Genomic DNA, 15893 nt, shown 5'->3' with positions numbered 1-15893 from the left:
TTCCGGCTCAAGGACGGCCGTCTGCACCTGGCGGGCGGGATCGTTGTGACGGTGGTGTGGTCGCGACAGCTGCCCAAGCCGCCGTCCAGCGTGCGCGTGTACCGCGACAACCTCGGGCACTGGTACGCCGGCTTCGTCATCCCCACGGTGACCGAATCCCTGCCGGAGACCGGTGCGGTGATCGGCATCGACTGGGGTGTGAAGGAGACCGCGACCACCACCAGCGATACCCATGACCTCCCGCACGCACAGCACGGCAGGACGGCAGCCGCGCAGCCGGCCCGCTACCAGCGGATGATGGCCCGTCGCGCAACGCCGAAGAACCGGCCCGACACCAAGGGATACAAGAAGGCCCGGCGGGCGGCGGCGAAGGTGTCGAAGAAGACCGCCCGGCAGCGGCAGGACAGCAGCCGCAAGTGGGCCAAGTCCCTGGTCCGGGACTTCGACGAGATCGCTGTGGAGGACTTCAAGCCGAAGTTCCTCGCCAAGTTCCGGAACATGTCCCGCAAGGCGGCCGACGCCGCGATCGGCGCCACCAAGCAGGCCCTGATCGAGATGGCCCGCAAGCACGGCAGGACCGTGCACCTTGTCCACCCCGCGCACACCACCATGGACTGCGCACACTGCGGAGCGAGAGCCAAGCACCGTCTCCCCCTCTCTGAGAGAATCTATTCGTGCACCGCGTGCGGAACCGTGTCCCCCAGGGACAAGAACTCCGCCCGCGTGATGCTCGTCCGGGCTGGTCTCAACCCGGCTAGTGCTGATCTTGTGAGCCCTGCCACCTGCTAGGTATCAGGCGAAGTGAGCTAGGAATCCTCTCCCTTCGGGGAGGGGAGGACGTCAAACCCTTTCCCTGACGTGTTCCTGGACGACCACATGGGCGTTGGTGCCGCCGACGCCGAAGGAGCTGACGCCAGCCGTCCGCGGCCGGCCGGCGGGCACGTCCCACGCCCGGCCCTCGGCCAGCAGAGTGAACCGGCCGCCCGGCCCGGCCAGCTCGTCGATCGGCTCGCCCACGTTCGGGGTGGCTGGCAGCACCCCGTGGTGCACGGCGAGCACCGCCTTGATCAGCCCGGCGATGCCCGCGGCCGTGTTGCAGTGGCCGATGGACGCCTTCACCGAGCCGACCGCGACCTCCGGGCCCGCCGTGCCCAGCGCCTCGCCCAGCGCGGTGGCCTCGATGGCGTCGCCGAGCCGGGTGCCGGTGCCGTGCGCCTCCACGTAGCCGACGGCGTCCGGGCCGATGCCCGCCGCGGCGAGCGCCGCACGGATCACCCGCGCCTGGCCCTCGACGCCGGGCGCCGAGTAACCGACCCGCGCCCGCCCGTCGTTGTTGACGGCGCTGCCGCGGATCACGGCGTGCACCGGGTCGCCGTCCCGTTCGGCGTCGCTCAGCCGGCGCAGCAGCAGCGCACCCGCGCCGAACCCGCCGACCGTGCCCGACGCCCGCCGGTCGAAGGGCCGGCACACCCCGTCGTCGGCGTACAGGAACCCGGGCCGGTAGGTGTAGGCGCCGTCGAACGCGCCGTCCAGGGACACCGCCCCCGCCAGCGCGTAGTCGCTCTCGCCGCGCAGCAGCGCACGGCAGGCCAGGTGCACCGCGTACAGGCCGGTGGAGCAGGCGGTGTCCAGCAGCAGCGCCTCGCCCCACAGGTCGTGCAGATAGGCGAAGCGGGAGGCGACGAACGTCGGGTCGAGACTCACGACGTCGTCCACCCGCGCCTCGCCGTCGGTGCGCACCACCTTGGGGCAGCCCGCGTACAGGCTGGTGCGGCGGGAGATGTCGGACAGCCGCAGCGACGCGTCCTCGACGGCCGCCCACAACACCTCGTGCAGCACGCCCTGCTGGGGGTCGCCGCCCTCGACGTCCTCGGGGGTGAAGCCGAGCAGGCCCGCGTCGTAGCCGGTGCCGTCGGCGAGCATGCCCCAGCGGGCGATGCGGCGGGTGCCGTCGGGGTGCTCGGTGACCAGCGGCCCGGGCCCCTGACGGAAGCAGTCACGGCCCGCGACGAGGTTGTCCCAGTACGCGGCCAGGTCGGGGGCGCCGGCGAACCGGGCGCCCATGCCGATCACGGCGATCGCGTCACCGTCGGCGCCGCTGCCGCGTGCCGCGGCGCGACCGGCGCCCCGCACCGCAGCCGTCGCCGTGTCCGGTCCGGCGGCCGCGTCGCCGCCGAGCAGCCGGGCCTGTGCCCGCACGGTGGTGTGCCGCATCAGGTCGGCGATGGACGGCCCGGTCCCGGTGGCCTCGCGCAGCGCGTCCTGGAGCCGGACCAGCAGCAGAGAATGGCCGCCCGCGTCGAAGAAGTTGGTGTCCGGGCCGATGTCGGCGGCGGGCAGCACCTGCCGCCAGGCCCGCATCACCGCGCCCGCCGCACCGCCGTCCGCCCGGGCCCTCACGCCGGCCCCCGCGGGCCGGTCGGCGGCCGTGCCGGTCCGCACGGCCGGCGGCGGTGCCCGGTGCGCCGCGGCGGGCGCCGCGGCCGCGTCCGGCGGCACCGGCAGCCGCTTGCGGTCGATCTTGCCGTTCGCGGTCAGCGGCAGCTCGTCGACCGCCAGCAGATGCGCGGGCACGGCGAACGGCGGCAGCACGGCCCGCAGATGGGCCCGAACGGCATCCAGCGCGGCCGGCCGGCCGAGCACCGCGTATCCGACGATCTCCTTCTCGCCCCGCCCGTTGACACGGCCGGTGACGAACGCGCCGCGCACCTCGGCATGGGCCCGCAGCGCCGCCTCCACCTCGCCCAGCTCGACCCGCTGACTGCGGATCTTGACCTGGTTGTCGGCACGGCCGATGAACTCCAGCTGCCCCTCGGCCGTCCAGCGCACCCGGTCACCCGTGCGGTACAGGCGCGCGCCCGGCTCACCGCCGAACGGGTCGGGCACGAACCGTTCGGCCGTCCGCCGCGGATCCCCCAGGTAGCCGCGGGCCACCCCGGCGCCGCCCAGGACCAGTTCGCCCGGCACATAGGCGGGGGCGGGCACCAGCGTGCCCTCCCAGACCACATGGAGGCGGGTGCCGGGCACCGCACGCCCGATCGGCACGGTCCGCGCCCCCTCGGGCACCTCCTCGATCGCGTGCCAGGAGGAGGTGAAGGAGTTCTCCGTCGGTCCGTAGCTGTGCAGCAGGGTGCCGGGCCGCGCCCAGCGCAGCGCCTTGCGGATGTGCGGCACGGAGACGATCTCGCCGCCGAAGTAGACGCGGTGCAGCGACTGCAGCAGATCCGGGGCGTCCTCGATCAGCCGGTTCAGCAGCGGGGTGGTGACCAGCAGCGTGGTCACGTCCGACTCGCGCAGCGCGGCCCGCAGTTCGCGGGGACTTAAGACCAGTTCCTTGTCCAGTACCGCCAGCCGCGCACCGTGGGTGAGGGCGCCCCAGATCTCGTACGTGGCGCCGTCGAAGTTGAGCGGGGACAGATGCGAGACGGTGTCGCCCGGGCCCAGCGGCACGAACTCGGGCCGGTGCATCATCCGCAGCACGCCCCCGTGGTGCAGCACCACGCCCTTGGGCCGGCCGGTGGAGCCGGAGGTGTACAGCACGTTGAACGCCGTGTCGGGGCCTGCCGAGGTGAGCGGCGCGGACACCGGCAGCGCGGCCGACGCCGCCCGCACGGCCTGCGGCGTGTGCACGGGCAGCCCCCGCAGCCGCCCCTGCTCGCCCTCCTCGGCGATCAGCAGCCGCGGCCGCGCGTCGGCGACCACCATCTCCAGCTGGGCGTCGGGATACGCCGGATCCAGCGGCAGGTACGCGGCCCCGGCCAGGGCGACGGCGAGCATCACCGTCACGGTGTCCGTGCCCGGCCGCAGCACCAGCGCCACGATGTCGTCGGTGCGCACCCCCTGGATCCGCAGCCAGTGCGCCATCCGCGCGGCGTCCCGCACCAGTTCGCCGTAGCTCAGGCGCCGCCCGTTGTGCAGGACGGCGACGGCGTCCGGCGCCTTCCGCGCCTGCTCCACGACCAGTTCCGCGACACCGGCCGCCGCAGCGGGCTCCGCCGTGCTCCCGGCCCCGGCCGATACCCCGCTCCCGGCTCCTGCCGGGATGGTCGCCCCGGCCGTGTTCCCGGCCCCGGCGACGCTCCCGGCCGCCCCGGCTCCGCTCGTGCTCCCCGCCTCGCGGGAGGAGCACGGTGCCGCCCCCGGCACGCTGCCCGGCGCGTCGGTGTGCGGCGCGGACTCCGGCCCCGCCGCCGCGGCGTCGGCGTGCGGCGCGGCCAGCGAGGCCAGCAGGTCACGGCAGGTGCCGTCCGGCCGTGAGGAGGCGGCCCGGAGCAGCGCGTCGACCTGCTCGACCATCAGCTGCGCGGTGGCGGGCGTGTACAGGGCCCGGTCGTAGTCGATGCGCAGCACCAGCCCGTCGTCGCCCTCCACGGCAGCGAACGCCAGGTCGTACTTGGCCACGGCGCTGTGCGGGTGCAGCAGACGCACCTCGGCGTCCGGCAGCTGCCAGGACGCGGAGCGCCGAGGCTGGTGCAGGAAGACCGCGGAGAAGACCGGCGCGGTGCCGGGCGGCAGGTCGCCCGCCTCGGCGTGCGCCTCCATCGAGGCCAGCACCTGATCGCCGAGGACGGCCGCGTGGTCGGCGAAGGGCCGCTCCGGCACGCAGACGGAACGCACCGGCAGGACGCGGGTGAACAGGCCCACCGCGTCCTGCGTGTCCTCGTCACGGCCGGCGAACGGCATGCCCAGCAGCCCGTCCTCCTCGCCCGACCAGGCGTGCAGCAGCAGACTCCACACCGACAGCAGCGCCACGGCCGGACTGAAACCCCCCGCGGCGGCCAGGGCCCGCACCTGCGCCAGCCGCTCGACCGGCAGCTCCCGCTCGCAGAACCCGGCCTGCCCGCGCAGGCCGTCCTCACGGCGCACCAGGTCCGGCAGCGGCGCCAGCAGCGCCGGCTCGCCCTCCAGCAGCCGCGTCCAGTACGGATCCGGTGCCGTGGCCACCGGCAGCGGATCGGGCACCGGCACCGGCGCGAACCCGGGGTACCGGCCCGCGGCCCTCGCCCGGTAGGCAGTGACCAGGTCCTCGGCCAGCACCTCGACCGACCGCCCGTCCGCCACGATGTGATGCACCGTCAACGTCACCAGCGCGCCGTCGTCGTGACGCAGCACCTCCGCCCGCAGCAGCGGCGCCGTCCCCGGGTCCAGCGGCCGCGCCGCGGCGCCGGCGGCATCCTCGAGAGCCGACGCGCGGTCGTAGCGCCCGGCCCGTTCCACGATCCGCAGCGGCACCACCGCGGCGGGCTGCGCCACACGCGACAGCGTGCCCTGCGCCGTCTCGAAACGCCCCGCCGGCGCCGGATGGCGCTCCAGCACGTCGGCGAGGGCGGCGCGCAGCGCCTGCTCGTCCAGACGGGGGGTGAACTCCAGGCACAGCGGGATGTTGTAGCGGCCGGACTCCGGCTCGCACCGGTCGGCGAGCCAGATCTCCAACTGCGCGGAGGAGGCCGCGCTCACGCCCCGGCCCCCGCCCCGGCCGCGCCGGCCGGCCCCGGCCCCGTCTTCGTGTCGCTGCCCGCGGCGCCGGCCAGGTGGGCGGCCAGCCCGTTCACGGTCGGGTGGGCCAGGAACTGGCGCACCGTCAGCGGATGCCCCAGCCGGTCCTTCAGTGCCCGCACGATCCGCACGGCGCACATGGAGTGCCCGCCGACCGCGAAGAAGTTGTCGTCGTCGTCGAACTCGTCGTGCCCCAGGCCCTCGGCCCAGGCGGTGCGCACCAGCACCACCGGCGCGGCCGGCTCGTGCGGCGTGGACGGTGTCTCAGGCATCGGTGTCATGGCTGCGCGGGCTCCTTCGTTCTCAGGACGTCTCGTCGGCGGGGGCGGCCGGGGCGGCGGGTACGAACTGCCGGTAGACGGCGTCCACGGAGTCCCACAACCGCGGGAACAGCGTCCGCTCGGACATCGTCATCAGGCTCTGCGTGGACTGCCCGCGCAGGCTCGTGGGCAGCCCGTCCGCGCCCTCGCCCCGGCGGGCGCCCGCATCCTGCGGCGTGTGCGGGCACGACGGATTCCCCGGGGCGCGGGGCGCCACCGCCTCGGGATGGCCCCCCAACTGGCCCCACACCATCCGCAGATGCAGCTGCTTCCAGTCCCCGACCGCGCCGTCCAGACGCATCAGGGCCTGACGCACCAGGGCGAGCCCGACCGCGTCCCGTTCCGCCTCGGCCGGCCGGGCCGTGCGGCCCTGCACGCGGATCAGCTCCTCCATGGGAAGAGCGGCCCGCTCCAGCGCCCGCACGAACGCCTGCCACAGCGGCTGCGCCGCACGGCGCAGGTTCCGCGCGCCGGGGGAGTCCAGGCCGGTGGTGTTCTCCGGGAACGTCTCACGCATCGTCAGCAGGGCGGTCTGCGGCAGGAAATCGGTCAGCACGGCCAGTGCCTGCACCGGGATCCGGCCAAGCGACGCGGCCCGCTCCAGCACCTGGGCGGCCAGCAGCGCGTCGCCGTCGTCGAGCAGCGCGAGGGCCCGGCCCATCTCGAAATGCATCGCCGCCCACGCGTACTCGGTGATCAGATGCACCGACTGGAACAGCCGCTGGTCGGGGTGGACCAGTTCGCTCTCCGGCAGCAGGGCCGACAACGCCTGCGTGAGCCGGGTGTCCTGCTCGTAGTTGCTGCCGCGGTCGTACTCGTAGACGAGCAGATGGTCGGCCGCCTCCGGGTTCAGTGCGCGACGGGCGGCACCCGGGCGCCCGGTCCTGGCACGCTTGCTCATCGGCCTCGCAGTCCTTCGGTCGGGATCGGGCATCAGCCGCCTGCCGGCTGCTGCTCCATGGCGGGGAAGAGACGGTTGGCGATCACCGATTCCAGATACGGCACACCCTCGGTGGACCCGGTGCCGGTGCGGGTGCCGATCATCCGCACCGCCAGCCGGAAGTGCGTCTGCTTCCACCGCTGGTGCACCGCCTCCAGGTGCCGGGCGGCCGCCCGCACCGCGGCGGCGTCCGGCTCCGCGAGCCAGCCACTCGAGATCACGTCCTCCCACGTGCCCTGGACGGTCTCCCGCCCGGCCAGCACCTCACCGCGCACGCCCGGTACCGAGGTGAACGCGGCCGAGTCCAGCCGCGCTCGCGCCGGGGTGGAGCAGTAGCTCTCGAACCGCTTGTAGCCCTCGGACTGGATCGCGCTCGCCCCGTCGGTGAACCGCCGGAAGCTCTGGAACGACGCCGGCTGCATGGTCGCCAGCAGCGAGAACAGCGGCAGCGACTCGCGCAGCACGTCGGCGACCTCGGCGATCAGCGCGGCCGCGTCCCCGGGCCGCTCGCCGCGCAGCACCGACACCGCCGTACGCAGCGTCGCCGACATGAACGTGAACGTCGCCTCGAAACTCTGCAGCACCCGCAGGAACAGGTACTCGTCGTGCAGCACGTGGACCGGCTGCACACTTGCCCGCAGCAGCAGCCGCTCGGCCTTTGTCGCCGTCGCCAGCACGGCGTCCGCCAGCTCACGGGCCGGGGTACGGCCGGGCGTCGCCGCCAGCGCGACCGGGTCGACTGCCCCCTCCAGCACTCGCAGCGCGGCCGGCTCCATCACCCTCACCGCCAGCCGCAGCCGCTTGCTCAGCAGCACCGGCGAGGGAAGCATGCCCCGCGGGTCGGCGGGACGGCCGTCCAGGACCAGCGACTCGAAGCCGATCAGATCGGCGAGCAGCAGCAGAACCGTACGGTCCCGCCGGTCACGCAGCGCCCGCCCGCCCTCCGGCACGTCCGTCGCCGCCTCGTCCGAACCGTGCGACAGCAGGGGCAGGGCCGTATAGCTGGGATAGTCGTAACGGTCGTCGAACTTGTCCAGCAGCACATCGAGGAACCGGTCCAGAAAAGCATCCGGAAAAGCCGCCGGATTCCGCTCCCGATTCAGGGAACGGCACGCCGCGAGAAGCTCCAGGAGTTCCCGCCCGAGAAAGTGCTTTCCCACTGCACGCAGATGGTCGATGGTGCTGTCGTAAGGAAAAGGCGCTGCACCGCCCAAGGAACGCCAGACGGCGAGTTCACGCCGCAGCGGCTCGTCGGTGACGTTCATGTCGCGCATCCCTTCGGCCCACCGGTGAATGGGAAGAGATTCGCCAAGGACCCTGGAGAACCACTCAAGTACCGCTCTACGGCGGGCCGTTGCCGGGCGCGCCCCGATGAGCCGCGCCCGGGCCCGCCCGGCCCGGCGCCTGGAGACGCGCTCGCGACCCGCTCGAGAACCGGACCGGACCCATGGCCGCCCCGGCGCCGCGCTGCCTACCCTGACCCGGGCACCGCACCAGCACCCATCCGGCCTTCGCTCCTCCTGAGACGCACGCTTATGGAGTTGAGCGCTTGGACTATGGCTCGTCTCACCGCACTGGAGTTGACTCATCACCATGACGAACACACAGAACACGCAGACGACCGGAACGAAGACGACGCTGGTGATCGGCGGCACCGGCAAGACGGGCCGCAGGGTCGCCGAGCGGCTCACCGCACAGGGCCTCCCGGTGCGCGTCGGATCACGCTCCGGCGAGCCGCCCTTCGTGTGGGAGGACTCCTCCACCTGGGAGGCCGCCCTGGAGGGCGTCGGCGCCGTCTACGTCACCTACTACCCCGACCTCGCCTTCCCCGGCGCCGACGAGCACATCGCCGCCTTCTCCAAGCTCGCCGTCTCCAAGGGCGCCACCCGCCTGGTGCTGCTCTCCGGCCGCGGTGAGGAGGGCGCCGTGATCGGCGAGAACAAGCTCAAGGAGTCCGGCGCCGACTGGACGATCGTGCGCTCCAGCTTCTTCAACCAGAACTTCGACGAGAGCTTCTTCCTCGAGCCCGTCCTGGCCGGCGAGATCGCCCTGCCGACCGGCGACGCCGTCGAGGCGTTCGTCGACGCCGACGACATCGCCGACGTCGTCGTCGCAGCCCTTACCGACCCCAAGCACATCGGCAAGACCTACGAACTGTCCGGGCCGCGCCTGCTGAGCTTCCGCGACGTCGCCGACGAGCTCACCAAGGCCACCGGCCGCCAGATCCAGTACATCCCCATCACCAAGGACGAGTACCGGGCCGCCCTGGTGGAGCACGGCCTGCCGGCCGACTTCGCCGAGCTGTTCGAGAACGTCCTCGACGGCCGCAACGCCCACCTCGTGCACGGCGTCGAGGAGGCCCTCGGCCGCAAGCCGAAGGACTTCGGCGACTACGCCAGGCAGGCCGCCGCCTCCGGCGTCTGGAACGTCTGACCCGGAGCCCCAGCCCCGGTGCCGCGACCGCGGACCGACGGACGCACCCGCGGCCGCGGCACCGGACCAGCCCGAACCGACAGCCACCCCCGAGGAGGCGGCCATGAGCACCCCCATGTCGAGCGAACGCCTCGACACCCTGCCCGGCCACTTCCACGGCTTCGCCCTGATGCACGTCGCCATGCGCCGCGACGCCCACCGCCTGACCGCCGCGGCCCCCCGCCTCACCGCCCGCGGCGCCGGTCCCGCCGGCCAGTGGTGGCAGCGCCTGCGCGACGTCATCGACTGGCACCACCGCAGCGAGGACGACTTCCTGTGGCCCGAACTGCTGCGGCGCCACCCGCAGTTCCGGCCGCAGGCCGACGAGATCGCCGGCGACCACACCGAACTCGACCGGGCCATGGACCGGGTCACCGCCGCCCTCACCGCCACAGGCGGCCCGGCCGCCCTGCCCGCCGCGGCCGAACACTTCCGCCAGGTCCTCACCCACCACCTCGCGGACGAGGAGAAGACCGTCTTCCCGATCTTCGCCCAGCTCCCCGCCCGCGACTACCTCACCCTCGAACAGCGCCTGGTGCGCACCGCACCGCCCGGCGTCCTGACCTACCTGCCGCCGTGGATGTTCGACGGCGCCGACCGGCGGTCCGTCGATCTCGTCGCCGCCACCATGCCGCCCCCCGTACGGCTGCTCGGCCGCACCGTCCTGCGCCGCCGCTACGAACGCGGCCTCGGCGCCGTCCTCGACCCCCGCTGACCCCCGCCGCCCGGACCGTCCCGGCCCGGACCACCCCCGCCCGGACCGCCCCGGCCCGGACACCCCGCCCCGCCCGGGGCCACCCGCGAACCGCCCGCCGGAAGGAAGCCCCGATGTCCACGGCCGCCCAGCCCGCGCTCCACGCCGCCACCATCGCCATGGGCCTGAGCGCCGGCCTGTACTTCTCCTTCGACGTCTCCGTCCTGCCGGGCCTCGACCGCGGCGACGACCACACCTACGTCGCCGCCATGCAGAACATCAACGAGGCCATCGAGAACGGGCTGTTCGGACTCGTCTTCTTCGGCGCCTTCCTCGCCACCGGAATCGCCGGCGCCCGCCTGACCCGCATCGGGCAGCGCACCGCCGCCCGCTGGACCTGGGCCGCGCTCGCCCTCTACACCGCCGCCGTGATCCTCACCATGCGGATCAACGTCCCCCTCAACAAGCGCCTCGCCGCAGGCGGCCTGCCCCAGGCCGCCGGTGAACTCGCCGCCCTGCGCGACACGTTCAAGAAGACCTGGGCGCCCTCCAACGCCGCCCGGACCCTCGCCTGCACCGCCGCCCTGCTCTGCCTCGGCCGTGCCCTGTCGACGCTGCGCCACTGAACCGGCGCCCGCGTCCCCACGACTGCGCCCGTCCTGCCGGACGTCCCCCGCACGGCAGGGCGGGCGCGACCCTTTCCGTCCCCCGAGGCCTCCCACGCCTCGCCCCCAGCCGATGGGTTGAAACACGCATGGATGCTCTCACCGGCCTGCTCGAAGGCCCCAAGGCCCGCGGCGCGTTCCTCATCAAGTCGGTGTTCAGCCCGCCGTGGGCCCTGCGCGTCGAGGACCGCGCCCCCATCTCCCTGGTCACCATGGTCCGCGGCGACGCCTGGGTCCTGCCCGACCGCTCCACCCCCGCCCTGCTGCGCCCCGGCGACGTCGCCGTACTGCGCGGCCCCGACCCGTACACCATCGCCGACGAGCAGGACACCGGCGTGCAGATCGTCGTCGGCCCCGAACAGCGCTGCAACACCACGGAAGGCGAGGACGTCACCGACACCATGGCCCTCGGCGTGCGCACCTGGGGCGACACACTCGGCCAGGGCTCCTCCGTGATGCTCAGCGGCACCTACCAGGCCCCCAGCGAGATCGGCCGCCGGCTGCTGAACGCCCTGCCCGCCCTGCTCGTACGGCCCGCCGGAGCCGAGGACAACGCACTCGTCGCCCTGCTCGCCGAAGAGATAAGCCGCGACGAACCCGGCCAGGAACTCGTCCTGGACCGCCTGCTGGACCTGCTGTTCGTCAGCGTGCTGCGCACCTGGCTCGCCGAACCCGGCGCCGGCGCACCCGCCTGGTACCGGGCCCAGTCGGACCCCACCGTCGGCCCCGCGCTGCGCCTGCTCCACGACAACCCGGGCCAGGCCTGGACGGTGGAGTCCCTCGCCCGCAAGGTCGGCGTCTCCCGCGCCGGCCTGGCCCGCCGCTTCACCACCGTGGTGGGGGAGCCGCCCATGTCCTACCTGGCGACCTGGCGCCTCACCCTCGCCGCCGACCTGCTGCGCGAACCGGACGCCACGGTGGCCACCGTCGCCCGCCGCGTCGGCTACAGCAGCGCGTTCGCGCTGAGCGCCGCGTTCAAACGGGTCCGCGGCATGAGCCCCCAGGAATACCGCACCAGCCGCACCGCCGACCAGCCGATGCCGGCCGGCACCCCCGCCCAGACCGTCGTCCTGGGCACCGGCTGAACCGCCCTCGCGTCCCCGGCCCGGCCGCACCGGTGAGGGCCGGGGCCACACAAGGCCTCGCACCGACGCCGGCCGACGCGGCGCTCCGGCCGCCGCTGCGCCGCCGACCCGGTTTAGGACCCACCGAATCGCTACCGGGCACAGCCTTCCGAGAGGTCAAGGAAGAGACGGGCCGCGGCAGTTGTCGATGCACCGCACCCGGCTCAGGCTGAAGACTTGCATCCATGCAAGTCGCATGGATGCAAGTCCTTGGAGGGCTCCGCCTTTGAACATGAAGCGGCGCCGGGCCGACCGGAAGATCCGGCGGCCCGGCGCCCGCGTGCGGGGGAGCCGGCCGTCACCCCACCCGCCCCGCCACCTCCCCGACCGCTCGCACGATCGCCTCGGGGGCCTCCAGCGGCAGCATGTGGCCGGCGCCCTCGATCTCCTCGAAGCGGGCGCCCGGCAGCGCCTCGGCCACCGCCCGTCCCAGCGCCGGGGCGATGACCTTGTCGCCGCCGCCCGCCAGGACCACCGCCGGGACGGTGAGCGCGGCCAGCTGCCCGCGCAGGTCCATCCCGCGGGAAGAGGCGAACGCCTCGGACCGCACCCGCGGCGACGCGGCCGCGAACATCTGCCGGTTGACCTCCCGGGCACAGGCGTCGGCCCGCTTGCCCAGCATGTTCTGCCCCAGCAGCAGACGGCCCAGCGCCGGCCGCCGCACCGCCCACGAGAACAGAGGGCTTCCCATCATCTTCACTTCGCTGTCGGGCGTGTCCTGGTCGTGCGCGGCGGTGCCCAGCAGCACCAGACCGCCCAGCCGGGCCGCGGGAGAGACGGCGTACGTCATCGCCGCGAACCCGCCGCCCGAGTGCCCCACGACGATCGTGTCGCCGGGCGCCCCGACATGGTCCAGGACCGCGCCCAGGTCCGCCCCCAGCCGGGGCACCGAGAACGGCTCCCGGCCGGACGTGGAGGCGCCGTGCCCCCGCAGGTCGTACAGCACGACCCGGTGCCCGTCGCGGATCAGCCGGTCCGCGACCGTGCCCCACACCCGCCGGGCCGCGGCCCAGCCGTGCGCGAGGACGACCGTGCGGCCCGACGGCGCGCCCAGCGGGGCGAGGACGCTCACCGCCAGGCGGGCGCCGTCGTCGGTGACGAGTGCGCTCTCCGTGGCGGGCGGCGCCGCCGTCGTCGTCGTCATCGCGCCCCCTCCTTCTCCCTGGCCAGCACGCCGCTGAGGGCCGCGAACGCGGCGCTGGTGGCCTTGGAGTGCTCCGCGCCGATGTCGGCGACCTTGGCGAGCACCTTCAGCCAGCCGTGCGGGCGGCCCCGGAAGTGCATGCCGAGCCGGGTGCGGCGCCCGCCGTCCAGCGGTTCGAGCAGGAAGTCGCTCGGCCCGCGGAACACCCCGTCGACATACTCGACCGACAGTCGCCTGCCCGTCTCGACCGCCGTCGTGCGTGAGGTGAACCGCAGCTTCAGACCGCCCTTGTCGACGCCCTTGGTGTGGACCGTCACCTTGACCTCGCCGCCCACCTCGTCCGGTGAACCGGACGCGGCGGCGAAGGTGTTGGCCGGCACCCACCACTGCGCGCCGCCGCGGAACTCGGCGAGCAGCGCGTCCCAGACGACGTCCGGCGGAGCGTCGATGACCGCCTCGTCGATCAGGTCGTAACTCGTCATGTCGCATCTCCTGTCGGTGTACGGGTCAGGGTGCGGGCCCCGCGAAGGGCCCCGGGGACGGGGCCCGCGGCCGGACACGTCAGCCGAAGAAGCCCTGACCGGGGGTGAGGATGTTCGCCGGGTCGTAGCGCCGCTTGGCCTTGTAGAACTCCTCCCAGCGGTAGCCGAAGTGAGTCCTCCAGTCGGCGGTGGTCATCCGGGGGATCGCACCGACCAGGTACCGCTTGGCGCCCAGCGCCACGGCCTTGTCGTACAGGCGGCGGTTCTGCTCGAGCATCTGCGAGATGTTCGGGTCGCCCGGGTTGGGGAACCGCAGCAGGTCGAACAGGTAGCCGACGGACTCGTTGGGTTGCACCGCCAGCGGCCGGGTGATCTTGCGGGTGTAGTACGGGTAGAACAGCAGGAACCCGCCGCCCAGGTCGGAGGCGGTCAGCTCCTGCTCCACCAGCTCCATGAACGCCTTGGTCTTGGACGCCGGCAGGAACAGGCTCAGCCACGGCTTGGGCTGGAACCAGTGGCCGGTCTCCTTCAGGTAGACCTCGTAGCCGTCGAGCCGGAACATGTAGTCCCGGTAGGCGACGTCCTCGACGACGGCCTGGGCCCGGTTGTCGCGCAGTCCGGCCAGCAGGGCCGCCCGGTCGGGGACGGCGGTGCCGGAGTAGTTCGCGGCGACCTCCATCTTGTAGCGCCAGCCGGTGTCGTCGGGGCGGCGCAGCATCTCGCCGGCCTGGACGTGGAACCGGTTCTCCGCCATGACCTTCTCGCCGTCGGCGAGGTAGGTCGCCAGGTCGTCGTAGAAGAGGCTGAAGACGACCGACCGCTGGGGTGCCGGGGCGAGCTTCACCTTGGCGCGCAGGATGATCGCGGTCTGACCGCCGCCGGACAGGATCGAGTGGAACAGGTCGGGCCGCGCCGAGGCGGAGACGGTGACGAGCTCACCGGTGCCGGTGACGACGTCCATGGAGTGGACGGTGTCGGCCAGCAGGCCGAACTTCTGCACCGTGCCGCCGATGCCGCCGATGGAGACGGTGCCGCCGATGGACAGATGCAGGTAGTCGGGCAGCGCCGGCGGTGTCTTGCCCACCTTCAGCGCGGCGTCCGTCAGCTGTCCCCAGGTGACACCGGCCTCGACGACCGCGTTGGTCGCGTTGATGCTGAGGATCTTCGACATGGCGCGGGCGTCGATGGATATGCCGCCCTGCGGCACCGCCGCCTGGCCGTACACGGAGTGCGACTCCATGTCGTCGCCGGTGCCGCCCTGCCCGTTGACGGCGATCTTCAGTCGGTTGGTCCGGGCGTAGTTGACCATTTTGACGATGTCCTGGTCGGAACCAGGACGCAGGACCGCCCACGGCGCGGACGGCTTCAGCCGCCCGAAGTCCTGACGGAATCCGTCCAGGTCGGTCGCCGACGTGGTCAGCGTCCCGTCCAGGGCGGGCACTTGTCTGACGTCGATGTACTGGCCGCCGTCGACCTCGGCGGCCGTCGCCCACGTCTGGTTGGCGACGCTCCAGCCGACGACCGTTGCGGCGATGCCGCCCAGTACCTTGCGCCGCGAGAGTGCGTTGTTCATTTCTGTCCTCCGACCCATTCCAGCAGGACCGATCCCCAGGTCATGCCCGCGCCGAAGCCGGCCAGCAGGACCAGGTCGCCGTCGTTGATGCGGCCTTCGTCGAGTGCCTCGGTCAGGGCGATCGGGATCGACGCGGACGCGGTGTTCCCGTACTTGTGCAGATTCGTGACCAGGGCCTCGGGCCGCAGGCCCGTGTGGCTGAGGATCGAGTTGATGATCCGGATGTTCGCCTGGTGCGGGATGACGTGGCGGACGTCGGCCGCCTCGACCTTGGCGCTGGTCAGCGTCTCCCGCACCGTGCGCACGGTGTAGCGCACGGCGTTGAGGTAGATCTCGTTGCCGTTGATCTGTGCGTAGTGCAGCCCCTGGCGGACGGTCTCCTCCGTGGTCGGCATCCGGCTGCCGCCGGCCAGGACCTTGAGGCTGCCGGCGCAGCTGCCGTCGGCGCCCAGGTTCCAGCCCAGTACCGGGTCCGACGGGGCCGGCCGGAGCACCACCGCGCCCGCGCCGTCGCCGACGAGGATCGACAGGTCCCGGTCGGCGGGGTTGGCGGTGAGGGTGTGGGTGTCCGAGCCGATCAGCAGGATCGGCCGCGGGTCGATCTTGATGAGTGCCATGGCCTGGACGAGGCCGTAGACGAAGCCCGCGCACTCGGAGTTGACGTCGTGCGCGCTGCCGGCGATGCCCAGTTCGTGGTGGACGAACGCGGACGTGGCCGGCGAAGGCTGTTCGGGGGTGGCGGTGGCGACGATCAGATGGGCGATGTCGCCGCCGCTCAGCCCCGCCTTGTCCAGTGCGCGCCGGCCGGCCTCGACAGCAAGGGAGGCGGTCGTCTGGCCGGGACCGACGGCCCGGCGTTCGTGGATCCCGCACCGGCTGACGATCCAGTTCTCGTCGACGCCGAAGCGCTGCGCGAGCTCCGTGCTGGAGACCACGCGTTCGGGTACGGCCATGCCCCACCCGGTGATGTCGAAGCCGTTCAC

Annotated in this window: 13 protein-coding genes; 5 read left to right on the top strand and 8 right to left on the bottom strand. The window is 73.2% G+C overall.

Annotated elements, in window-relative coordinates:
- The coding region (locus ACTMTU_RS33385; protein ID WP_441267170.1) for an RNA-guided endonuclease InsQ/TnpB family protein at positions 1-789 on the top strand (789 nt) is incomplete at its 5' end.
- Between the two features lie 51 nt (positions 790-840).
- Here ACTMTU_RS33385 and ACTMTU_RS33380 read toward each other — a convergent pair.
- From ACTMTU_RS33380 to ACTMTU_RS33365, 4 genes are read right to left on the bottom strand one after another with little or no spacing between them, the layout of a single operon-like run.
- Complete coding sequence (locus tag ACTMTU_RS33380) at positions 841-5457, bottom strand: amino acid adenylation domain-containing protein (protein WP_441267169.1); 4617 nt, start codon at positions 5455-5457, stop codon at positions 841-843.
- The gene (locus ACTMTU_RS33375; protein ID WP_441267168.1) at positions 5454-5777 is read right to left on the bottom strand and encodes an acyl carrier protein; all 324 of its coding nucleotides are present in this window, start codon (positions 5775-5777) and stop codon (positions 5454-5456) included. The genes ACTMTU_RS33380 and ACTMTU_RS33375 overlap by 4 nt, the downstream gene beginning before the upstream one ends.
- 22 nt (positions 5778-5799) lie before the next feature.
- A complete protein-coding gene (locus tag ACTMTU_RS33370) occupies positions 5800-6717 on the bottom strand; it encodes a hypothetical protein (RefSeq protein ID WP_441267167.1) in 918 nt (305 codons plus the stop codon).
- 32 nt (positions 6718-6749) lie between these two features.
- On the bottom strand, positions 6750-8021 hold the full coding sequence (locus tag ACTMTU_RS33365) for a tryptophan 2,3-dioxygenase (protein WP_441267166.1): 1272 nt from the start codon (positions 8019-8021) through the stop codon (positions 6750-6752).
- A gap of 328 nt (positions 8022-8349) precedes the next feature.
- Here ACTMTU_RS33365 and ACTMTU_RS33360 point away from each other — a divergent pair, with 328 nt between their 5' ends.
- From ACTMTU_RS33360 to ACTMTU_RS33345, 4 genes are all read left to right on the top strand, one after another.
- A complete protein-coding gene (locus ACTMTU_RS33360; protein WP_441267165.1) occupies positions 8350-9189 on the top strand; it encodes an NmrA family NAD(P)-binding protein in 840 nt (279 codons plus the stop codon).
- Between the two features lie 103 nt (positions 9190-9292).
- Positions 9293-9943, top strand: a complete 651-nt coding sequence (locus ACTMTU_RS33355; protein WP_441267164.1) for a hemerythrin domain-containing protein — start codon at positions 9293-9295, stop codon at positions 9941-9943.
- A 113-nt stretch (positions 9944-10056) separates the two neighbouring features.
- On the top strand, positions 10057-10548 hold the full coding sequence (locus ACTMTU_RS33350) for an anthrone oxygenase family protein (RefSeq protein WP_441267163.1): 492 nt from the start codon (positions 10057-10059) through the stop codon (positions 10546-10548).
- Positions 10549-10676: 128 nt separating this feature from the next.
- Complete coding sequence (locus tag ACTMTU_RS33345; protein ID WP_441267162.1) at positions 10677-11672, top strand: AraC family transcriptional regulator; 996 nt, start codon at positions 10677-10679, stop codon at positions 11670-11672.
- A gap of 337 nt (positions 11673-12009) precedes the next feature.
- On the opposite strand, the gene ACTMTU_RS33340 is transcribed toward ACTMTU_RS33345, so the two are convergent.
- The 4 genes from ACTMTU_RS33340 to ACTMTU_RS33325 all read right to left on the bottom strand — a co-directional run bounded on the left by ACTMTU_RS33340 (position 12010) and on the right by ACTMTU_RS33325 (position 15893).
- Positions 12010-12855 carry an alpha/beta fold hydrolase gene (locus tag ACTMTU_RS33340; protein WP_441267161.1) on the bottom strand — a complete coding sequence of 282 codons (846 nt, stop codon included), beginning with the start codon at positions 12853-12855 and terminating at the stop codon, positions 12010-12012.
- Positions 12852-13337, bottom strand: coding sequence for an SRPBCC family protein (locus ACTMTU_RS33335; RefSeq protein ID WP_441267160.1), 486 nt, complete (start codon positions 13335-13337; stop codon positions 12852-12854). The genes ACTMTU_RS33340 and ACTMTU_RS33335 overlap by 4 nt, the downstream gene beginning before the upstream one ends.
- Before the next feature lie 79 nt (positions 13338-13416).
- On the bottom strand, positions 13417-14910 hold the full coding sequence (locus ACTMTU_RS33330; protein ID WP_441267159.1) for an FAD-binding protein: 1494 nt from the start codon (positions 14908-14910) through the stop codon (positions 13417-13419).
- On the bottom strand, positions 14907-15893 hold the full coding sequence (locus ACTMTU_RS33325; RefSeq protein WP_005321909.1) for a 3-oxoacyl-ACP synthase III family protein: 987 nt from the start codon (positions 15891-15893) through the stop codon (positions 14907-14909). The genes ACTMTU_RS33330 and ACTMTU_RS33325 overlap by 4 nt, the downstream gene beginning before the upstream one ends.

Source organism: Streptomyces sp. OZ13, from assembly GCF_052068155.1.
In the GTDB taxonomy this organism is placed as follows: Bacteria; Actinomycetota; Actinomycetes; order Streptomycetales; family Streptomycetaceae; genus Streptomyces.
The sequence above is the reverse complement of the archived record's forward strand: the minus strand, read 5'-3'. Positions and strand labels throughout refer to the sequence as shown.